Consider the following 19,157-nt stretch of genomic DNA (forward strand, 5'->3'; position numbering starts at 1 on the left):
CATGTGTTTGGGAGATTCATCGGCGGTACGCTAGTGTAACGACCGATACCCACGATGGTTGGCCGCGGCACAGTGCCGCCCGCGCAAGGATACCGATGGTCCGTCGTTTCAATCGCGATCGTACGGCGAGTTTCAGCCGCTTCATCTGGCAACGCTTTGTCGACGACAAGTGTTTCGAGACGGCGGGCGCGCTGTCGTACACCACGCTGGTGTCGCTGGTGCCGCTGACGGTGGCGGTGTTCGCGATGTTCTCGGTGTTTCCGGTTTTCCAGGCGGCGCGCGATACGCTGATCGACTTCGTGTTCGACAATTTCGTGCCGTCGGCGGGCGAGGCGGTGCAGAACACCATGCTCGGCTTCGCGGCCAATGCCAGCAAGCTCACCGGCATCAGCATCCTGGTGATGCTGTTCAGTGCGGTGTCGATGATGATCAGCATCGAGGATAGGCTGAACCGGATCTGGCGCGTGCATCAGCCGCGCAACTGGGGATCGCGCCTGCTGCTGTACTGGGCGGCGTTGACGCTGGGGCCGATTCTGGTGGTCGGCGGCATCGCGGTGACGTCCTATGTGACTGCGGCGCCGCTGCTGCATGGCGCCGCGGACCAGCTGGGCGGCATCGCCCGCGGCCTGCTGGGCATACTGCCGTTCCTGGTGACATTTTTCACGTTGTGGCTGATGTATTCGGTGATCCCGAACTGCAAGGTGTCGCGCCGCGACGCGGCGATCGGCGCGCTACTCGGCGCGGTGCTGTTCGAGATCGCGCGCTGGGGTTTCACCGTGTTCGTGCAGCACGCGCAGACCTACCAGCAGATTTACGGCGTGCTGGCGGCCATCCCGATCTTCCTGCTGTGGATTTACCTGTCATGGGTGATCGTGATCCTGGCCGCGTCGGTCGCGGCCTCCGCGTCCGCGTTCGAATATCACGCGCCGATGGAGACGTTGCCCGAAGGTTCCGAGTTCCTGGGACTGCTGGTGGTGCTGCGGCATTTCGTGGAAGCCCAGCGGGCCGGCGGCTGTGTGGACCCCGCCGACGTGCATGCCAAGGAACCGTACCTGCGCAGCGCGCTGATCGCGGCCTATTTCGAGGACCTGCGCGAGGCCGACCTGATCCGGCGCGGCGAGGCCGGCGGCTGGCTGCTCTGCCGCAGCCTAGATTGCACCGACCTGCTGCGCGTATACCGGCATATCGACTATCCCCTGCCGTTGCAGCCGGTGCAGGAGGCCAGGGCACTGGGCATCGAACTGCCGGCGGAATTGCTGACCATGCTGGCCGAACTGGCCGAAGTACTGGCAGCGAAGCTGGGCCTACGGCTCGACCAGATCTACCCCGTGAGGACCGGCCCCACGGCCGACACCGAGGAACTACCCGCATGACCTTGTTCTCACTCATCGCCACCCCGGTGGTCGCGCTGGCCGCGGCATTGGCGTTCGCTGCACCTGCGCAGGCCGCCATGCCCGCGCGGCCGGCACTGCATGTCACCACCCTGGACGGCAAGACGTTCGACCTGGCCGCGCAGCGCGGCAAGTGGGTGATCGTCAACTACTGGGCGACCTGGTGCGTACCTTGCATCAAGGAAATGCCGGACATCTCGCATTTCGTCGCCACGCACAAGAACGTCGCGGCGATCGGCCTGGCCTACGACGACAGCGAACCAGCCGACATCAAGGCATTTCTCGCCAAGCATCCGGTGGTCTACCCGGTCGCGCAGGTCACGCTGGACAAGCCGCTGAAAGATTTCGACGAACCGCGCGGTCTGCCCACCACCTATCTGATTCGCCCGGACGGCACGGTCGCCAAACATATTGTTGGTCCGGTCACCGCGGCAGCGCTGGCGGCTATGATCGGGCCCTGATCGGAGCGAGGCGATGCCGAGCGCGAGATTCATCGTCAGCGGCAGGGTGCAGGGCGTGTTCTACCGCGCCAGCACCCGCGAACAGGCGTTGCGCCTCGGCGTGGCCGGGCATGCGAAGAACCGGTTCGATGGAAGCGTCGAAGTGCTGGCCAGCGGCGACGCGGAGGCGCTCGATGCGCTGGAGCGCTGGCTGCAGCAGGGGCCGCCGGCGGCACGCGTCGAGACGGTCGATCGCGAGGACCTGCCCGAGCATGATCCGTCTGGGCGCGATCTGCGCGGATTCCATACCGGCTGAGGATCAGAACGTATCCGGCACCAGCACGGCCTTGTCCGTGATGTGCTCGGTTTTCGGCTTGCCCTTGAGCCTGGGCAGCTTCACGTCGGCGATCGGCTTGTCTTCGAACGGCACCTGCTGCAGCAGGTGCCGGATCAGGTTGATGCGGCCGCGCTTCTGGTCGTTGAAATCGACGACGAACCATGGCGCGTTGACCGTGTGCGTGCGTTCGATCATCGCGTCGCGCAGCTTGCCCATCTCGGCGTATTTCTGCCGCGCGGCCAGATCGACAGGCGAGAGTTTCCAGCGCTTGAGCGGATCATCGGCGCGCTCGGCGAAGCGCGTTTCCTGCTCGGCCTGATCCACCGCCAGCCAGTACTTGAGCAGGATGATGCCGTCGTCGGTGAGCAGCTTCTCGAACGCCGGCACCGCCTTGAGGAAGGTTTCGTATTCCGGCTGGCTGCAGAAGCCCATCGCCGGTTCCACCACGGCGCGGTTGTACCAGCTGCGATCGAATAGCACGAACTCGCCGGCGCAGGGCAGGTGGGCGACGTAGCGCTGGAAATACCACTGCGTGGCCTCCCGCTCGCCCGGTTTGGGCAACGCGGCGACGCGATAATCGCGGGTATCCAGGCTCTCGGTGATGGCCTTGATGGTGCCGCCCTTGCCTGCGGCATCACGGCCTTCGAAGATCACCAGCAACCGCTTTCCGCAGGTGCCCAGGCCGCGTTGCAGCCGTATCAATTCGAGCTGCAGTTTTCCCAATTCCTTGCGGTAATGCTTGGCGTGCTCACCCATTGCGGCACCTGATAGTTTATTGAATATCTATATCGGCCGCCGGGCGCCCGATCCGTCGCCTAGTTGCCATCGCCTGTACCGCGCGTCGGAAATCCGAGCTGTAGCCGTCCATGTCGAACAGGCTGCCGCTGGTCCGTTGCTGCTCTAGATGTTGCCGCAATAGCTGCAAGGCTTCGTGATTTCCGCCCAGGCTCACTGCCAGCGTAACGAACGCGGTTTCATCCGCGGCCACCAATTCGGGCAGGCCCGCGTGTCGCAGCAGGCTGGCGGCTACACGACCGGCAAAGGTTTCGCCAGCGCAGGTAAGCACTGGGCAACCTGCCCATAGTGCATCGGAAGCGGTGGTATGGGCATTGTAAGGCAGCGTGTCGAGAAACAAGTCGACGTGCTGGTAACGGGATAAGTACTCGGCATGCGGCAGCTTGGGCATGAAGATTAGTCGCTCTGCAGCGATGCCAACCTGCAACGCCTGGTCACGCAAGCGCTGATTGGCGCCTTCGGGGCTGCTCAGAAGCCACAGCACGCTGCCCCTGGTTTGCGCAAGGATGCTCGTGAAACGGCTGAATGCCTGCGGGTTGATCTTATAGCTGGCGTTGAAGCAGGCGAATACCGTGCCTTGTGCGGGCAGGCCGCAGTGCTCGCGCGCGGGCGCCGGCACGAGCGCCCGACTGGTGTCGCTGGGTTGGAAGCAGCGCGGCAGCCGCACCAGTTTTTCGCTGCTTGTTGCGCGCAGGTGGTCTGGCTGGACTACGGCATCGGCGAGCATGTAATCCATCCAGGCGGCCCCGGAAGTGCCCGGGTAGCCCAACCAGTTGACTTGTAATGGTGCCGGGCGCAGGGCAAACAGCTTTGGATTGGCGCCTTCACAATAAACACTTAGATCGATCAATACCTCGATGCTGTCGGCGTGGATACGCTGCGCCTGCGCTGCGTGATTCATGCCGGCGACCTCGTGCACGGTGCAAGCGGCTTCCAGGCGTTGACGGATTGCGCCGCCGTCATTTGGAGCGGTAGCGTAGAGATGAATCTCGAGGTCGCTGGATTTGAGCGCCTCAAGCATGGCCACGATGAGCAAGCCGGTCGCGTGTTCGCCAAACCCGTTGGACACGAAGCCGACCCGAATGGGAGCATTGGCTGCGGGCACGGCATGAGTGAAGGCCAACTGCCGGCGCAGTGACGCCATCTGCGCGTCAATGGCAGTGGCAAAGGTCTTGGCGCAGTGACATTGTTCCTCCGCCGAGGCATCTTCGGCCAGAAGGCCGAACGGGGTGATCCCGCTCGCGTCCCGGGCCACGGCCGCCCGCAGACGTGCGCTCAGGAGGTCGAGCTCGCTCCAGTCGCACAGTCGGCGCAAAGTGAAGACGCGCTGGCTGAGTGCGGCGCCGTTGTTGTTATTCAGCTGAAGCGCACGTGCATAAGCTTTCTGGGCATCGTCCAGCCGATCCAGGTCATCCAGCGCGAGTGCGGCATGGTAGGGATGTTCGCTCTCTGCGGGCTCCAACTGCTCCGCGCGCAGGAAAGCCTGTGCCGCTTCCGCATACCGGCCGCGCCGGCGATAGGAATGTCCCAGCATGGCATGAGCGCCACCCATAGCTGGTGCAATCTGCAGCGCCTCTTTGGCGTGAATGGCGCATTGTTCGGGATGGCCGATTTCGAGTTCGGCCGCGGCGAGATTGAGGCGCAGTCCCGGATGGTTGGGGGCGCCATGGGTTGCCATGGAATAGGACTCGCGCGCATGTGCGTAGCGTGCGGCTGCCATCAGTGCGTTGCCAAGGATCAGCAGGATCATCGGACTGCCGGGTGCACGTCGCAGCGCAGCGCGCATACGCTCGATCGCCTCGTCAGCATGGCCTTCGGCAATTTCCAGGCTGGCCAGATTGCACTGCACCTGCAGGTTATCGGGGCTGAGCTTTTCGGCCCGATAAAGCACCCCGAGGGCATCTTCGCGGCGGTCGATCTGGTGCAGCGCGATGGCATATATCCGCAGCAGTTCGGCCGAGTCGGGAAAACGCGGCAACGCATCTTCAGCCAGTTCGGCGGCCTCTGCGTAGGCGGTGGTTTCGATCAGGCTGGTCAGGCGCTCCAGCAGGACGTCGAGCGAGAGGTGGGATGCGGCATTCATCCGCCCACGCTAGCGTATGGCCGCAGCGTCGCCAAGCACCGGCGTCAGCCGCCGACCGTCAGCGATCTCAGTTCGTCGGCCTGGTGCTCGCGGGTCAGCGCGTCGATCAGTTCGGCCATGTCGCCCTGCATGATCTCGGGCAACCGGTACAGCGTGAGGTTGATGCGGTGGTCGGTGATCCGGCCTTGCGGGTAGTTGTAGGTTCGGATGCGCTGGCTGCGGTCGCCGGAGCCGACCTGCAGCCGGCGCGCCTCGGCCTGTTCGGCATTCTGCTTGCTGCGTTCGGTGTCGAGCAGGCGGGCCTTCAGCAGGCTCATCGCGCGGGCGCGGTTCTTGTGCTGGCTGCGTTCTTCCTGGCACTCCACCACCGTGCCGGTCGGCAGATGGGTAATGCGGATCGCCGAGTCGGTCTTGTTGACGTGCTGGCCGCCCGCACCCGACGCGCGAAACGTGTCGGTCTTCAGGTCGGCCGGATTGATCTCGATCTCGTCGATCTCGTCGAGTTCCGGCAGGATCGCCACGGTCGCGGCCGAGGTATGGATGCGGCCTTGCGATTCGGTCTCCGGCACCCGTTGCACACGGTGGGTGCCGGACTCGAACTTCAGCTGCGAGTACGCGCCGGCACCTTCGACGCGGGCCACGATTTCCTTGTAACCGCCATGTTCGCCGGCGTGCTCGCTGAGGATCTCGACGTGCCAGCGACGCGCTTCGGCGTAGCGCAGGTACATGCGGAACAGGTCGCCGGCGAAGATCGCGGCCTCGTCGCCGCCGGTACCGGCGCGCACTTCCAGATACAGATTCGCCTGGTCGCGAGGGTCCTTCGGGAGCAGCAGCAGCTGCAGTTCGCCGTCGAGGTCGAGCAGGCGCTGCTCCAGCCGGCGCACGTCTTCGAGCGCCATCTCGCGCAGCTCGGGATCGTCCAGCATGGCGCGCGTTTCGGCCAGTTCGCGTTCGGCCTGGTCGTGCTCGCGCAGCGAAGCGGTGACTGGATCGAGCTGGGCATATTCCAGCGAGAGCTCGCGGAAGCGGGTGTTGTCGGCGTGCACGCCGGGCTGCGACAGCAACAGGCCGATTTCCTCGTGGCGTTCAGCCAGTGCTTCGAGCTTGCGACGGATCGATGGAGTCATGGTCGAGGAGTGAGTGGAGAGGAGTGAGAAAAGAGTAAAGACAGAGCGATGCTTTCTCTAACTTCTCACTCCTCTTCACTCACTTCTTGATCCGGTCCGTACAGCCGGCTCGCCGCGTGCAGCAGATCCAGATCGCCGCTCAGCGCCGCCTCGCGCAGGCGCGCGCTGGGGTGGTGCAGCAGCTTGTTGGTCAACGTGTTGGCGAGAAACGCCAGCGCCTCGTCGGCCGGCTTGCCGTTGGCCAGCATCGCGCGGGCCTTGCCCAGCACTTCGTCACGGTAGATTTCCGCGTGATGGCGCATGTCCATCGCGGGATTCTTCAGGGTCAGCGCCCGGCGCCAGGCCATGTAGCGGTCCACCTGTAGATCGATGATCGCTTCGGCGTCTTGCGCGGCGGCGGCGCGCGAGCGCAGGTTCTCATCGATCACCTGGCGCAGGTCGTCGATGCCGTACAGATAGACGTCGGACAGCTCGCCCACGCCGGCCTCGATGTCGCGCGGCACGGCGATGTCAACCATGAACATGGGCTTGCGCCGGCGCGCCGCCATCGCCTGCTCGACCATCGGGCGAGTCACGACAGGCTGCCGCGCGGCGGTGGAGGAAATCACGATGTCGACTTCGGCCAGATGCTGCGGCAGGTCGGCCAGCGCGATCGCGTAACCGCCGTAGCGGCCGGCGAGCTCCTGCGCGGTTTCCAGGGTGCGGTTGGCCACGATGATGCGGCGCGCCTGTTTCTCGGCCAGGTGCCGCGCGGCCAGCTCGATGGTGTCGCCGGCACCGATCAGCAACACACAGGCCTGCCGGAGATCGGCGAATACCTGCTCGGCCAGCCGTACCGCGGTGAACGCGACCGAGACCGTATGCGCGCCGATGCGGGTGTCGGTGCGCACGCGCTTGGCCACGGCGAAGGTTTGCTGCATCAGCCGGTCCAGCGGTGCCTTCAAAGTCTGCGCGCCGCGCGCCTGCTGGTAAGCCTCCTTCACCTGGCCGAGGATCTGCGGCTCGCCCAGCACCATCGAGTCGAGCCCCGTAGCGACGCGGAACACGTGGCGCACGGCGTCGTCTTCATCGTGCCGGTACAGGAACTCATCCAGTTTGCCGGGAGTCAGACGATGATGACGACTCAGCCATGCCAGCGGAATGTCCTCGGCACCGGCCACCACGCCGACATAAAGTTCGGTGCGGTTGCAGGTGGACAGAATCATCGCCTCTTCCACGCCGGGTTCGCGGGTCAGCTCGAGCAGGGCTACGCCCGCGGCGCCCGTATCGAACGCCACCTGTTCGCGCAGGCTGACCGGCGCGGTGAGGTGATTGAGCCCGAGGGCGATCAGCGGCATGGTGGGGAGAACATCTCGGCGGCAGGAATCCGGCGGCGTAGGCTAAGCTTGCAGAATTGTCGTCATGCGATGGGCAGTGCGATCGGAACAGGCATGTGGATGGAGAGTAGTGTGCGGAGCGGGGCGAGCAAGTTCAAGCAACTGCGGCATTTTACGGCACCTGCGCTGCTGGCGCTGGGTCTGGCCGCCTGCGCCGGTACGCCGCTGCGGCCTGTGCAGAAAGCCGCCGGCGCAGCCCAGCCGCTGGCGCACCTGGTGGTGGCCACGCCGGACGCCGAACATGACGTAATGGCGCAATTGCTGGCCGGCGAGATGGCGCTGGGCCATGCCGACCTGAAGGAGGCATCGGGCCATTACCAGAAGGCGATGGCGCTGAGTAACGATCCGGCGGTGGCTGAACGGGCTGCCGGCCTGGCGATCGCGGTGAATGACGATGCGGCCGCCCAGCGCGCACTGGACCGTTGGCAGGCACTGGGTGCGAAGCCGGCCGGAATGGCGCAGGCGCGCGCCGAGCTGGCGCTGAATCGTGGCAATGCCGGTGAGGCACGGCGCCAGTTGGAGCTGCTGACCGACAGCGGCGACAAAGATGCCTGGCGTCAGTTCGGCCGGGTGCTGGTGGGTGCTCGCGATCAGGCCCAGGCCGCGCGTCTGCTCGAGGCTCTGGCGACCCCGCAGCGCCTGCCGGGCGAGACACAGGCCTGGCTGGCGATGAGCGAACTGGGTGAGAAGTTCGGCCGGCATGCTTATGCCGTGAAGATCGCCGACGCGGCGGTGCAGCGTTTCAGGAATGCCGAAACCTACGCCTGGGCGGCGCAGATGAAGTTCAAGGACGGCGATCGCGCAGGTGCCCGCGTACTGTTGCAGAAGGCGCTCGCCAAGACACCGAAGGATGCCAGGCTGCGGCTGGCCTATGCCGGCTTGCTCAGCCAGGCCGGTGACTACGCCGGCGCGGCCGGACTGCTCGAACAGGGGCCGCAGAACGCCGACATCTACGCGATGCGCGCGGGCCTGGCGGCGCACGAAAAGAACGCCAAGGCACTGGCGGCGCTGTATCAGGAGTTGCAGAAGGCGGCGCCTGCCGTACGTACGGCCAATGCCTATCTGCTGGGGCAACTGGCCGAGATGCAGCATCGCGACGGCGAGGCCCTGGCCTGGTACGAGCAGGTGGGCGACGACGACATCCACGCATTCGATGCCGACCTGCGCAGCGCGCTGCTGCTTCATTCGCAGGGCCGGGTGGCCGAGGCGCATCAGATGCTGGAGCAGATGCAGCTGAGCTACCTCAATCAGCCGGCACAGCTGCGTCAGGCCTGGCAGGCCGATGCCGAGCTGTATCTGCGTGAACAGAAATATGCGAAGGCCGAGGCTGCCTTCAGCCACGCCCTGCAGGTGGTGCCGGATGATCCGGGGCTGCTGTACGACCGCGGCCTGACCTATGCCCAGGCGGGCCAGATCGATCAGGCGGTGCAGGATTTCCAGCGCCTGCTGAAGATCAAGCCGGGCGATGTCGACGCCAGCAACGCGCTCGGCTACACCCTCGCCGACGCGAACCGCGACCTGCCCGAAGCCAAGCGCTTGCTCAGTGCCGCCCGCGCCGCCAAACCGGACGATCCCGCCATTGCCGATTCGTGGGGCTGGCTGCAATACCGCATGGGCAATCTGGATCAGGCGGCGCAGACCCTGCGCGGCGCGTGGCTGGCCCGCAAGGACGCCGACGTCGGCGTGCATCTGGGCGAAGTGTTGTGGAAGCTGGGACGTACGCAGGACGCGCAGCGCGTCTTCGACGAAGTGCGCAAGCTCGATCCGCACAGCAGCAGCCTGCAGGAAACCTTGAAGCGGTTGCATCCATGAAGCGAAATCTGCGTTTTCTCGCAGCCGCGCTGCCGCTGCTGCTCGCCGCCTGCGTGCCTGCAGTGCGCATAAAGGGCGACGCCGGACTGCTCAACGCCCAGGTTCAGCGCGAGCAGGCGCTGGCGCATGCCGATCACTGGACGCTGGAAGGCCGGCTCGGTGTTTCCGATGGCAAAACCGGCGGCAGCGGCAGTTTCAGCTGGACCCAGAATGGCGACCGATACGAGTTTGTGCTGCGCGGGCCCGCGATCTCGGGCATGAATTTTCGCCTCAGCGGTGGTCCCGCCAGCGCGTTGCTGGAGGGGTTGAACGGCGGTCCGTTGCGTGGGCCGGATGCCGAGGCGCTGATGCACAAGGCGCTGGGCTGGGAAGTGCCGCTGCACGACCTGCGCGCCTGGGTGCTGGGCCTGCGCGCCGACAGTGGCCCGGCCGAACTGAGTTTCGGCGCGGATCGGCTGCCTTCGCTGCTGCAGCAGGATGGCTGGGCGGTCGACTATCGCGAATGGGATGCCGCGCGCCAACCGCCGCTGCCGAAGAAGGTGTACGCCGAGAAATTGCCCTACAAGGTGAAGCTGTCGATCGAGTCGTGGCAGTTCCAGTAGGCGCCGGCGTCGTACCGGTTGGGTTAGGCTTTGCGCCCTCTGACGGCAAAGCAGTCGTTGCGCGGATGGCGGGACCACGATGTCATTCCTGATCGAACGTGCCGACCCGAGCCAGATCGATGCCTTGTGCGCGATCGAGCGCAAGGCGGTGCAGCTGTTCCGCGGTCATCCGGCGTGGGCGAGTTACTCGGCCATCTCGATTCCGCCGGAACTGCTGCAGCAGGCGATCGGTCGCGGCCTGGTCTGGGTGGCCTTGAACGAGGCGGCGGTACCGGTCGGCTTTGTGTGGCTGGATACGGATGCCGGCGATTCCGTCGCCGGTATCGCCGAAATCGACGTACTGCCGGATCACGGCCAGCGCGGCATCGGTGCGGCCCTGCTGGAGCATGCCTGCGCGTGGGCGGGCGCCGCCGGCTACCGGCGGGTCGATCTGGGTACGCTGGCCGACGTGCGCTGGAATGCGCCGTTCTACGCGAAACATGGTTTCGCCGTGGTCGACAAGGACGGTCCGGCGTTTGCGTACGCGCGTGAGCGGGACCGCGAGAATGGGTTTCCCGATCATTTGCGCGTGTTCATGAGCCGGCCTCTTTCGGCACCGGGCCGCGGCGAATGGACGGTGTGGCCGGCACCGGCCAAGTTGAACCTTTTCCTGCGCATCACCGGGCGGCGGCCCGATGGTTATCACGAACTGCAGACCGTGTTCCGCCTGCTCGACTGGGGCGACGAGGTCCGCCTGCGCCTGCGTGACGACGGTGAGGTTCGGCGGCTGGGCGGGATACCCGGCGTGCCCCCGCCCACCGACCTGGCAGTGCGCGCGGCGCAGTTGCTGCAGCGGCACGCCCGCGCCGCGACCGGCGTGAATATCGAGCGCGCAGGCGTTCCGCCCGGGGTGGATATCGAGGTGACCAAGCGCATTCCGATGGGCGGCGGGCTGGGCGGCGGCAGTTCCGACGCGGCGACCGTGCTGGTGGCGCTGAACCAGCTGTGGCGGCTGGACCTGACCGAAGACGTGCTGGCCGAACTGGGCCGCCAGCTCGGCGCCGACGTGCCGGTGTTCGTGCGCGGCCGCTCGGCCTGGGCCGAAGGCATCGGCGAGCAGCTCACCCCGCTGAGCCTGCCATCGCGGCACTACGTGGTGCTCGACCCGCACGAGCCGGTGCCGACCGTCGCGCTTTTTCAAGCGCCTGAATTGACACGAAATGCGCCGCGGGCGACAATTTCATCCTTTGTTTCCGGTGAAACGACAGAAAACGCCTTCGCACCGGTAGTACGTGCGCGGCATCCGCGGGTCGCTGCAGCGCTGGACTGGCTGGGCGGTTTCGGTCAGGCGCGGCTTTCCGGCAGCGGTGGCTGCGTGTTTCTGGAAGCGAAGTCATTCGATCGGGCGACGGCGATTGCCGCGCGATGTCCGGTGGCATTCACGGCGCAGGTAGCCATGGGTGTCGACGTTTCGCCCCTGCGCGATGCATTGGCGCGCCATCGCGGCGCGGAGCGGGCGACACGGACAACAGGCGGCCGCTGACGGTCAGGCAAGGACAGCGGCAGATACAAGCGAACACAAATATTACTGGGGCGTCGCCAAGCTGGTTAAGGCACGGGATTTTGATTCCCGCATACGCAGGTTCGAATCCTGCCGCCCCAGCCATTTCATGATGGTCTTTGTTTCGAGGAAGCACCGTGGACACGTCCACCCCGATGATGTTGTTTACCGGTAACGCGCACCGTGCGTTGTCCGAGGATGTCGCCCATCGTCTGGGCGTGCCGCTGGGCAAGGCCCAGGTCGGCACGTTCAGCGACGGCGAAGTGCAGATCGAGATCGAGGAAAACGTCCGCAAGCAGGAAGTGTTCGTGCTGCAGCCGACCGGCGCGCCGAGCGCGGTCAATCTGTTCGAGCTGCTGGCCCTCGCCGATGCGCTCAAGCGCGCCTCGGCGACCAGCGTCACCGCGGTGATCCCGTATTTCGGTTACGCCCGGCAGGATCGCCGGCCGCGCTCGGCGCGGGTGCCGATCACCGCCAAGCTGGCCGCCCGGATGATCGGCGCCGCCGGCGTCGACCGGGTGCTGACGGTGGATCTGCATGCCGACCAGATCCAGGGTTTCTTCGATATCCCGGTCGACAACGTGTATGCCTCGCCGGTGCTGCTGGCCGATATCTGGCGCAGCCACAGCATGGACGACCTGATCGTGGTCAGTCCGGACGTGGGTGGCGTGGTGCGTGCCCGTGCCATCGCCAAGCGGCTGGACGACGCCGATCTGGCGATCATCGACAAGCGCCGGCCGCGTGCGAACGTGTCCACCGTGATGAACATCATCGGTGACGTGGAAGGCAAGACCTGCGTGATGGTCGACGACATCGTCGACACGGCCGGCACATTGTGCGCGGCCGCTGCGGCTCTCAAGGAGCGCGGCGCCCGCAAGGTGGTGGCCTACTGCGTGCACCCGGTGCTGTCGGGTGCGGCGATCAGCAATATCGAAGGCTCCCAGCTCGACCAGTTGGTGGTCACCAATACCTTGCCGCTGCGCCCGGAAGTGCAGGCCTGCGCCAAGATCCGCCAGCTTTCGGTCGCCGAGCTGCTGGCGGAAACCATTCGCCGCATCGCCTTTGGCGAGTCGGTGAGTTCGTTGTACGTGGATTGATAGTTGAAAGTCCGCCCAGGATGGGCGGTTTTGATGTCCAGCTTTTCGCGGCACGGATGCCGCGTGGAAGTAACCGGCTTTTCTGGTCGCGGAAAAGTCACGAAACCGCCGCGAGGCGGTTCTTCAAAACCCAAGGTAATACTGAAATGGCCAAGACTCATGAAATCAAGGCGCAGAGCCGCAAGGACGAGGGGAAAGGTGCGAGCCGCCGCCTGCGTCATGCCGGCTTCGTGCCTGCCGTCGTATACGGCACCGGACAGGATCCGCAGAGCATCCAGATCGAGCACAACACCATCCTGCTCGCCGCCAAGCACGAGTGGTTCTTCTCCTCGGTGCTCGACCTCAACGTCGACGGCAAGGTAGAGAAGGTGCTGGTGCGCGACTGGCAGAAGCATCCATACAAGCAGCTGATGATGCACATGGATTTCCTGCGCATCGACGAGAACGCCAAGGTCCGTGTGAACGTGCCGCTGCACTTCCTGAACCAGGAATCGTCGACCGCCGGCAAGACCTCCGGTGTGGTGATCTCGCACAACCTGACCGAAGTGGAAATCAGCTGCCTGCCGAAGGACCTGCCCGAGTTCATCGAGCTGGATCTGGGCAAGCTCGAAGCGGGCGAGATCATTCACCTGTCACAGCTGAAGTTGCCGCCCAACGTCGAGCTGCCGGCGCTGCAGCTCGGTGAGGCGCATGACATCCCGGTGGTCACGGTGAATATGGTCAAGGAAAGTGCCGAGGACGCGGCCGAAGACGCCGCTGCCGAAGCCGAGGCCGAGGCCGCCAAGGCCGCCGCTGCCAAGCCCGCCAAGGCCGCTGCCAAGCCTGCAGACAAGAAGTAAGTCATGCCGACCCGCGCTCGCGTCGAGCGCGGGACTCGCATGGCTGGCTGACCATGGCTGGACTGCAACTCATTGTCGGACTGGGCAATCCCGGTGCCGAATATCTCCGAACCCGGCACAACGCCGGGTTCTGGTTTGTTGATGCTCTGGCCGCCGGGCAGGGCGAGCGTTTCGGTTTCGACGGCAAGCTGCACGGCGAAACCTGCCGGGTGCGCATCGGTGGCCAGCAGGTATGGCTGCTCAAGCCCGCCACTTTCATGAACAAGAGCGGCATCGCTGTGGTTTCGGCGTTGCGCTACTACAAGATCGAGCCGGAACAGTGCCTGGTTGCGCACGACGATCTGGACCTGCCCGCCGGTACCGCGCGGATGAAATTCGACGGCGGCCACGGTGGCCAGAACGGTCTGCGCGACCTCATGGCGCATCTGGGTCACGGCAGGTTTCATCGCCTGCGCGTGGGCATTGGTCATCCCGGCCATCGCGATCAGGTCACGCCGTGGGTGCTGGGCCGACCCTCGGCGCAGGACGAGGACGCGATCCTCGACGGCATCGCCCGCGCGCTGGACGTGCTGCCGCTGGCAGTCGACGGCCAGTTCGACAAGGCGATGCAACAGTTGCATACATCCGGGAATCGGGAATCGGGAATCGGGAATCGCTGAGCGTTCCTCGACCTGCTTTTCCGAATCCCGATTCTCTATTCCCGATTCCCGGAGTTCACATGGGTATCAAATGCGGCATCGTCGGTCTGCCCAACGTCGGCAAGTCCACCCTGTTCAACGCGCTGACCAAGGCAGGCATCGCTGCGGCGAACTTTCCGTTCTGTACGATCGAGCCGAACGTAGGCGTGGTGCCGGTGCCGGATCCACGTCTCAATGCGCTGTCCGCCATCGTCAATCCGCAGAAGGTGATCCCGACCGCGGTGGAATTCGTCGATATCGCCGGCCTGGTTGCGGGCGCGTCGAAGGGCGAAGGTCTCGGCAACAAGTTTCTCGCGCATATCCGCGAAGTGGATGCGATTGCCCATGTGGTGCGCTGTTTCGAGGGCGATGTGATCCATGTCGCCGGCAAGGTCGATCCGATTTCCGACATCGAGACCATCGACACCGAACTGGCGCTGGCCGACCTGGAATCGGTCGACAAGGCGCTGAACCGCGCCGAACGCGCGGCCAAGGCGAACGACAAGGAAGCGCTGGCGAAGAAGCCGGTGCTGCAGAAACTGTCGGCTGGCCTCAATGAAGGCAAATCCGCACGCAGCCTGGGCCTGGACGAGGAAGAGAAGGCGCTGGTGCGCGACCTGTTCCTGCTTACCTTGAAGCCGCTGATGTACATCGCCAACGTGGCCGATGATGGCTTCGAGAACAACCCAATGCTGGATGCGGTACGCGCTCGCGCCGTCACCGAGGGTGCCGAGGTGGTGCCGGTGTGCGCGGCGATCGAGGAGGAAATGGCGCAGTTGGAAGACGCCGATCGCGACGAGTTCCTGAAGGACATGGGCCTGGACGAGCCGGGTCTGAACCGGGTGATCCGCGCCGGTTACAAGCTGCTCGACCTGCAGACCTACTTCACCGCGGGCGTGAAGGAGGTGCGCGCGTGGCAGGTGAAACGTGGTGCCACCGCGCCGCAGGCGGCCGGGGTGATCCATACCGATTTCGAACGCGGTTTCATCCGCGCCGAGACGATCGGTTACGACGACTTCATCCAGTACAAGGGCGAAGCCGGCGCCGGCGCGGCCGGCCGGCTGCGCAAGGAAGGCAAGGATTACATCGTCAAGGACGGCGACGTGCTGCACTTCCTGTTCAACGTGTGAAACGCCGGCGGCGTGCTGAGCTGATCAGGCCTCGCTATCGCCTTCGGTGATCTGCCGCTGCATGCGGTCAAGGTAGGCGTCGAGCTCCTGCGTACTGGTGAAGACTTCGCTCACCGGCACCGCCTTGACGATGTCGAATACCTTGCGCACCTGCGGCTGCGGGTTGAGCAGCAAAGTGTGGCCGCCGCGGGCACGCATGCTCTTGCGGATCTTGGCGAAACTGCGCAGTCCGGCGCTGCTGACGTATTCGAGGCCGGCCAGGTCGATCACCACGGTGCCGCCATCGTCGAGTCGCCGGAGCAGGGCCAGTGCGGCTTCGTCGAGTTCGCCGAAGGTGATCGCATCGAGGCGACCACCGACTTGCAGGATGGCACGATCGGGCGCAGGGAATTCACTGTGCAGACGGAGTGTCATGGCGATGCGTCCTGGTTCGGGTAGATGAAGCGAAGCAATAGACGGTTGCGGTGCGCTTCCCGCGTGTAGCGCATCTCGCTGGTCAGGGTGCGGGCGAGGTGAATGCCTAGGCCGCCGACTTCCTCGCGGTCGGCGAGGTCGCCGGGAAGGTCCGGGTGGGCGGATTGCAATGGGTCGAATGCGATGCCGTCATCGATCAGCTCGATCGTGACCGCGTCCGGACCGGGGTGCAGCAGGATACGGATCTGGCCGTGTCCCCCCTCGGGATAGCCATACTCGACCGTGTTGACCATGAGTTCTTCCAGCACGAGACGCATATCGCTGCGCAGCGAGGGTGGGACTTCGGCTTCGCGCAGCAGGTGCTCACAGCGATCGAGTGCGTCGAATACCTCCGGCAGTTGGATGCCGATGCACATATCGGTACCCGGCGGCATGGCGCCGTGCCAGGTCAGCGCCAGCAAGGTGATGTCATCGGCTTGCGCGGCGTCCGCCACGAATCGATCCACATCCCCCAGCAATCGTTCGATATAGCCTGCCGTAGGGGTCGTCGGCGAGACCTGCCCGAGGCTTTCCATGGTGCGCTCGATGCCGTACATCTGCTGCCCCTGATCGCTGGCCTCGGTGATACCGTCCGTATACATCAGCAGAGTCTCGCCCCGGCGCAGACGCAGGCGATGTTCCGGATAGTCGGAGTCCTCGTACAGCCCCAGTACCGCCCCGGTAGGGAAGTCCAGCAGTTGCGGCGCGTCGCGGCCGCACAGGACGGGCGGTTCGTGTCCGGCGCTGGCCAGCACCAGGGTGCCGTTGCCGGTGTCCAGCAGGCCGCATAGCAAGGTGACGAACATGCAGCTGTCGTTGCCGCGGCAGAGCTCCAGGTTGAGCAATCGCAACAGGTTCTGTGGCGTCTGCGCGCGCGGCGCCAGTGCCTTGGCCAGGGTGATGGTCTGCGCCATGAACAGGGCGGCCGGGATGCCCTTGTCGGAGACGTCGCCGACCATGACGAAGAAACGTTCAGGATCGAGCATGAAGTAGCTGTAGAGGTCGCCGCCGACCGCCCTGGCCGGACGCAGCGCAACGTGCAGCTCGAAGTGGGCGCAGACGGCATCGAGGTAGTGTTCGCTGGGGAGAAGGCCGATCTGGATCTGGTGGGCGATTTCCAGCTCACTGGCCAGCCGCTGCTTTTCCCGCGCCCCTCGTGCCAGATCCTCCAGATGTAACGCGAGTTCATGGCGCATCTGGTCGAAGGACTGGGTGAGGCGTCCCACCTCGTCCTGGCGAGTGGTCGGCGGCAGTTCGAAATCCAGTTCGCCGCGGGCGACATGTTCGGCACGGTCGGCCAGCACGCCTAGCGGCGCCATCGTGCGACGGATAGTCAGCAACGTGAGCAGGGCCACCGTCAGCAATGCCAGCATGCCCAGCGCCAGGCTCCACAAGAAGACACGGCGCACCCCGGCATAGATCTGGATCTCCGGTACTTCCAGGCCGAGCCGCCAGTGGGTGCCTTCGATCGGCACGGAATAAATCCACACCGCACCCCGTACCCGGGAATTCTGTGCAACCGGCAGGCGCACCGACACGGCGCGGTCGCCGGCCAGCGCGTCAAGCAGCGCCGGCGCGCCGCGCTTGCCTACCAGAGCGGGATCGTCGTGCGCCAGGTAGTCGCCATCGCTGTCGAGCACGAAGGCATAGGTACCTTCCGGTTTGTTCAGATGCCCCAGGATCTGATGCAGCCAGTCGAGCGTCACGTCGGCGTTGATGATGCCGACAGGATGTCCCTCGCGGCTGATGGCGACCGAATAGTTGACCAGCTGGCGCCGCCGCGACAGCGAAAGGAACGGCCGCTGCCAGCATCCGGACGAACAGCCCAGCCCGCCCAGGAACCAGTTGCTGTCCCCATAGGGATTGGTGTCGTATGAGAGGTCGCGACTGACCAATGTGCCGTTATCCAGGCGGCGGACGAATGGCGAGTAGGGGCGGCCATCGCCCGGCGCTGACGGAGGCTTAAAGGCGGCAGCCAGCCCGTCCATGTCTCGATCGGCCTGCAATGCGTCGCGCAACAACGGCTCGGTGCTGTCCTGGCGGGTAGCGACGATCGTCGCGAGCATCTGCGCCGAAACCGCGACGCGGTCGATACGGGCCTGGATCTGGCTGCCTGCGCTGGCGGCGAGGGCGGCGGCTTCGCGATGGGTGTGCTGCAGGATCTGGGCGCGAGTGAGGCTGAATAACAGGGCGCCGACGGCTGCGAGCACAAGGGTCGAGCCAGTCAGGACCCACAGCGCCATTCGGGATGCAATGCTGCGCACGACCATGCCGGTCTCCCCTCTGTTCCGCATCTAGCCACGAAGCCCTGCCGTCCGCAAGGCGGCAGGTGCGGCGACTGCGACGTAGTCGGCAGTCGAGGCATAATCATGTTTCCGGACTTTCACGCAGGCAGCTACAGACCCATGTCAGGACAACAGCAAGAAGTCACTTTCCGTTTTCTCGCCGAGCCCACCGATGTCAATTTCGGCGGCAAGGTGCATGGCGGGATGGTGATGAAATGGATCGACCAGGCCGGTTATGCCTGTGCGGTGGGTTGGAGCGGGGCGTATTGCGTCACCGCCTCGGTCAGCGGGATCCAGTTTGTCGCGCCGATCCTGATCGGCGACATGGTCACGGTGCGGGCGCGCCTGATCCATACCGGCACCTCCAGCATGCATTTGGCCGTGGACGTCCTGGCACGTGACCTGCGCACGGACGAACACCGGCTGGCGACCAGTTGCGTGATGGTATTCGTGGCGCTGGACCGCCCCGACGGAAAGCCCACGCCGGTGCCGTACTGGGAGCCGCATGACGACAACGAACGTCGCCTGCAGGCGCAGGCGAAACAATTGCTGGAGTTGTCCAAGGGAATGGAGAAACTGGTCGACCTGCGGGCCGCTTCGCTGAGCTGAGACGGGTATCGAATTTCGCGGGAAATTCAGTCCCGCATTCGAATTTGGCGCCGCAAGGTGTTGACAGTTTGGGGCCCGGTCCACACAATACGCGTTCTTTGTTGGAGGGATACCCAAGCGGCCAACGGGGGCAGACTGTAAATCTGCTGGCTTACGCCTTCGGTGGTTCGAATCCACCTCCCTCCACCAGCTTGAGTGCCGACGGTAGTCAAGTTGCGGAGATCTGACAAGCAGGGCTGCGGAGGTGGATGAGATCCACCGTCGTGGTTCGACAAAATCGCCTGGAGCGATTTTGAACGCGACGCGAAAGCGGCGCGGCCCGGAGGGGCGGAGGGCAGGATGCCCGGAGTAATCCACCTCCCTCCACCAGCTTGAGTGCCGACGGTAGTCAAGTTGCGGAGATCTGACAAGCAGGGCTGCGGAGGTGGATGAGATCCACCGTCGTGGTTCGACAAAATCGCCTGGAGCGATTTTGAACGCGACGCGAAAGCGGCGCGGCCTCGGAGGGGCGGAGGGCAGGATGCCCGGAGTAATCCACCTCCCTCCACCAGCAAGAGTTCCGCG

Annotated in this window: 17 protein-coding genes, 2 tRNA genes and 2 other RNA genes; 15 read left to right on the plus strand and 6 right to left on the minus strand. The window is 64.9% G+C overall.

Features of this window, described 5'->3' with window-relative positions:
- Nucleotides 1-95 precede the first annotated feature (95 nt).
- The 3 genes from ACFPPB_RS04240 to ACFPPB_RS04250 are packed head-to-tail and all read left to right on the plus strand — an operon-like array spanning nucleotide 96 to nucleotide 2,147.
- Nucleotides 96-1,373, plus strand: a complete 1,278-nt coding sequence (locus ACFPPB_RS04240) for a YihY family inner membrane protein (RefSeq protein ID WP_377324729.1) — start codon at nucleotides 96-98, stop codon at nucleotides 1,371-1,373.
- Nucleotides 1,370-1,852, plus strand: coding sequence for a TlpA family protein disulfide reductase (locus ACFPPB_RS04245; RefSeq protein ID WP_377324731.1), 483 nt, complete (start codon nucleotides 1,370-1,372; stop codon nucleotides 1,850-1,852). Before ACFPPB_RS04240 ends, ACFPPB_RS04245 begins: the two co-directional genes overlap by 4 nt.
- A gap of 13 nt (nucleotides 1,853-1,865) precedes the next feature.
- A complete protein-coding gene (locus ACFPPB_RS04250; protein ID WP_377324733.1) occupies nucleotides 1,866-2,147 on the plus strand; it encodes an acylphosphatase in 282 nt (93 codons plus the stop codon).
- Nucleotides 2,148-2,150: 3 nt separating this feature from the next.
- Here ACFPPB_RS04250 and ppk2 read toward each other — a convergent pair whose 3' ends face one another.
- The 4 genes from ppk2 to hemA all read right to left on the minus strand — a co-directional run bounded on the left by ppk2 (nucleotide 2,151) and on the right by hemA (nucleotide 7,510).
- Nucleotides 2,151-2,924 carry a polyphosphate kinase 2 gene (gene ppk2 / locus ACFPPB_RS04255; RefSeq protein WP_377324735.1) on the minus strand — a complete coding sequence of 258 codons (774 nt, stop codon included), beginning with the start codon at nucleotides 2,922-2,924 and terminating at the stop codon, nucleotides 2,151-2,153.
- Nucleotides 2,925-2,940: 16 nt separating this feature from the next.
- Nucleotides 2,941-5,046 carry an O-linked N-acetylglucosamine transferase, SPINDLY family protein gene (locus ACFPPB_RS04260; RefSeq protein ID WP_377324737.1) on the minus strand — a complete coding sequence of 702 codons (2,106 nt, stop codon included), beginning with the start codon at nucleotides 5,044-5,046 and terminating at the stop codon, nucleotides 2,941-2,943.
- 44 nt (nucleotides 5,047-5,090) lie between these two features.
- Nucleotides 5,091-6,173 carry a peptide chain release factor 1 gene (prfA, locus tag ACFPPB_RS04265; protein ID WP_377324739.1) on the minus strand — a complete coding sequence of 361 codons (1,083 nt, stop codon included), beginning with the start codon at nucleotides 6,171-6,173 and terminating at the stop codon, nucleotides 5,091-5,093.
- A 65-nt stretch (nucleotides 6,174-6,238) separates the two neighbouring features.
- Nucleotides 6,239-7,510 carry a glutamyl-tRNA reductase gene (gene hemA / locus ACFPPB_RS04270; protein WP_377324741.1) on the minus strand — a complete coding sequence of 424 codons (1,272 nt, stop codon included), beginning with the start codon at nucleotides 7,508-7,510 and terminating at the stop codon, nucleotides 6,239-6,241.
- Nucleotides 7,511-7,603: 93 nt separating this feature from the next.
- Here hemA and ACFPPB_RS04275 point away from each other — a divergent pair, with 93 nt between their 5' ends.
- The 8 genes from ACFPPB_RS04275 to ychF all read left to right on the plus strand — a co-directional run bounded on the left by ACFPPB_RS04275 (nucleotide 7,604) and on the right by ychF (nucleotide 15,246).
- The gene (locus ACFPPB_RS04275; protein ID WP_377324743.1) at nucleotides 7,604-9,361 is read left to right on the plus strand and encodes a tetratricopeptide repeat protein; all 1,758 of its coding nucleotides are present in this window, start codon (nucleotides 7,604-7,606) and stop codon (nucleotides 9,359-9,361) included.
- The gene (gene lolB, locus ACFPPB_RS04280; protein WP_377324745.1) at nucleotides 9,358-9,963 is read left to right on the plus strand and encodes a lipoprotein insertase outer membrane protein LolB; all 606 of its coding nucleotides are present in this window, start codon (nucleotides 9,358-9,360) and stop codon (nucleotides 9,961-9,963) included. The genes ACFPPB_RS04275 and lolB overlap by 4 nt, the downstream gene beginning before the upstream one ends.
- Nucleotides 9,964-10,042: 79 nt before the next feature.
- Nucleotides 10,043-11,485, plus strand: a complete 1,443-nt coding sequence (ispE, locus tag ACFPPB_RS04285) for a 4-(cytidine 5'-diphospho)-2-C-methyl-D-erythritol kinase (protein WP_377324747.1) — start codon at nucleotides 10,043-10,045, stop codon at nucleotides 11,483-11,485.
- Between the two features lie 46 nt (nucleotides 11,486-11,531).
- Nucleotides 11,532-11,608: transfer RNA gene (locus tag ACFPPB_RS04290), tRNA-Gln, on the plus strand.
- 50 nt (nucleotides 11,609-11,658) lie between these two features.
- Nucleotides 11,659-12,600: a ribose-phosphate diphosphokinase gene (locus ACFPPB_RS04295; RefSeq protein WP_377325047.1), complete on the plus strand. Its 942-nt coding sequence runs from the start codon at nucleotides 11,659-11,661 to the stop codon at nucleotides 12,598-12,600.
- A gap of 146 nt (nucleotides 12,601-12,746) precedes the next feature.
- Nucleotides 12,747-13,439 (plus strand): 50S ribosomal protein L25/general stress protein Ctc, encoded by a 693-nt coding sequence (locus ACFPPB_RS04300; protein WP_377324749.1) that lies wholly within the window; start codon nucleotides 12,747-12,749, stop codon nucleotides 13,437-13,439.
- Nucleotides 13,440-13,492: 53 nt separating this feature from the next.
- Nucleotides 13,493-14,098, plus strand: coding sequence for an aminoacyl-tRNA hydrolase (pth, locus tag ACFPPB_RS04305; protein ID WP_377324751.1), 606 nt, complete (start codon nucleotides 13,493-13,495; stop codon nucleotides 14,096-14,098).
- A gap of 59 nt (nucleotides 14,099-14,157) precedes the next feature.
- Nucleotides 14,158-15,246: a redox-regulated ATPase YchF gene (gene ychF, locus ACFPPB_RS04310; RefSeq protein ID WP_377324753.1), complete on the plus strand. Its 1,089-nt coding sequence runs from the start codon at nucleotides 14,158-14,160 to the stop codon at nucleotides 15,244-15,246.
- 24 nt (nucleotides 15,247-15,270) lie between these two features.
- Here the strand turns inward: ychF and ACFPPB_RS04315 are convergent, their stop codons facing one another.
- Both ACFPPB_RS04315 and ACFPPB_RS04320 read right to left on the minus strand, forming a co-directional pair.
- Nucleotides 15,271-15,660, minus strand: coding sequence for an STAS domain-containing protein (locus tag ACFPPB_RS04315; protein ID WP_377324756.1), 390 nt, complete (start codon nucleotides 15,658-15,660; stop codon nucleotides 15,271-15,273).
- On the minus strand, nucleotides 15,657-17,969 hold the full coding sequence (locus tag ACFPPB_RS04320) for a SpoIIE family protein phosphatase (protein ID WP_377324758.1): 2,313 nt from the start codon (nucleotides 17,967-17,969) through the stop codon (nucleotides 15,657-15,659). The genes ACFPPB_RS04315 and ACFPPB_RS04320 overlap by 4 nt, the downstream gene beginning before the upstream one ends.
- 135 nt (nucleotides 17,970-18,104) lie before the next feature.
- Between ACFPPB_RS04320 and ACFPPB_RS04325 the strand changes: the two genes are divergently transcribed.
- From ACFPPB_RS04325 to ACFPPB_RS04340, 4 genes are all read left to right on the plus strand, one after another.
- On the plus strand, nucleotides 18,105-18,593 hold the full coding sequence (locus tag ACFPPB_RS04325; RefSeq protein WP_377324760.1) for an acyl-CoA thioesterase: 489 nt from the start codon (nucleotides 18,105-18,107) through the stop codon (nucleotides 18,591-18,593).
- A 103-nt stretch (nucleotides 18,594-18,696) separates the two neighbouring features.
- Nucleotides 18,697-18,782, plus strand: a tRNA-Tyr gene (locus ACFPPB_RS04330).
- A 38-nt stretch (nucleotides 18,783-18,820) separates the two neighbouring features.
- Nucleotides 18,821-18,962, plus strand: a non-coding RNA gene (locus ACFPPB_RS04335) — RtT sRNA.
- 38 nt (nucleotides 18,963-19,000) lie between these two features.
- A non-coding RNA gene (locus ACFPPB_RS04340) (RtT sRNA) lies at nucleotides 19,001-19,143 on the plus strand.
- The last annotated feature ends 14 nt before the right edge of the window (nucleotides 19,144-19,157 follow it).

Origin of the sequence: Rhodanobacter terrae, from assembly GCF_042657005.1 — a bacterium.
GTDB lineage: Bacteria > Pseudomonadota > Gammaproteobacteria > Xanthomonadales > Rhodanobacteraceae > Rhodanobacter > Rhodanobacter terrae.

Bases quoted from the DNA above. Each gene is read 5' to 3' on its own strand.
- ACFPPB_RS04245 (WP_377324731.1), top strand. From the start codon at position 1,370: ATGACCTTGTTCTCACTCATCGCCACCCCGGTGGTCGCGCTGGCCGCG.
- ACFPPB_RS04315 (WP_377324756.1), bottom strand. From the start codon at position 15,660: ATGACACTCCGTCTGCACAGTGAATTCCCTGCGCCCGATCGTGCCATC.
- prfA (WP_377324739.1), bottom strand. From the start codon at position 6,173: ATGACTCCATCGATCCGTCGCAAGCTCGAAGCACTGGCTGAACGCCAC.
- ispE (WP_377324747.1), top strand. From the start codon at position 10,043: ATGTCATTCCTGATCGAACGTGCCGACCCGAGCCAGATCGATGCCTTG.
- ACFPPB_RS04260 (WP_377324737.1), bottom strand. From the start codon at position 5,046: ATGAATGCCGCATCCCACCTCTCGCTCGACGTCCTGCTGGAGCGCCTG.
- ppk2 (WP_377324735.1), bottom strand. From the start codon at position 2,924: ATGGGTGAGCACGCCAAGCATTACCGCAAGGAATTGGGAAAACTGCAG.
- hemA (WP_377324741.1), bottom strand. From the start codon at position 7,510: ATGCCGCTGATCGCCCTCGGGCTCAATCACCTCACCGCGCCGGTCAGC.
- ACFPPB_RS04300 (WP_377324749.1), top strand. From the start codon at position 12,747: ATGGCCAAGACTCATGAAATCAAGGCGCAGAGCCGCAAGGACGAGGGG.
- ACFPPB_RS04275 (WP_377324743.1), top strand. From the start codon at position 7,604: ATGTGGATGGAGAGTAGTGTGCGGAGCGGGGCGAGCAAGTTCAAGCAA.
- ACFPPB_RS04320 (WP_377324758.1), bottom strand. From the start codon at position 17,969: ATGGTCGTGCGCAGCATTGCATCCCGAATGGCGCTGTGGGTCCTGACT.
- ACFPPB_RS04295 (WP_377325047.1), top strand. From the start codon at position 11,659: ATGATGTTGTTTACCGGTAACGCGCACCGTGCGTTGTCCGAGGATGTC.
- lolB (WP_377324745.1), top strand. From the start codon at position 9,358: ATGAAGCGAAATCTGCGTTTTCTCGCAGCCGCGCTGCCGCTGCTGCTC.
- ACFPPB_RS04240 (WP_377324729.1), top strand. From the start codon at position 96: ATGGTCCGTCGTTTCAATCGCGATCGTACGGCGAGTTTCAGCCGCTTC.
- ACFPPB_RS04250 (WP_377324733.1), top strand. From the start codon at position 1,866: ATGCCGAGCGCGAGATTCATCGTCAGCGGCAGGGTGCAGGGCGTGTTC.
- ychF (WP_377324753.1), top strand. From the start codon at position 14,158: ATGGGTATCAAATGCGGCATCGTCGGTCTGCCCAACGTCGGCAAGTCC.
- pth (WP_377324751.1), top strand. From the start codon at position 13,493: ATGGCTGGACTGCAACTCATTGTCGGACTGGGCAATCCCGGTGCCGAA.
- ACFPPB_RS04325 (WP_377324760.1), top strand. From the start codon at position 18,105: ATGTCAGGACAACAGCAAGAAGTCACTTTCCGTTTTCTCGCCGAGCCC.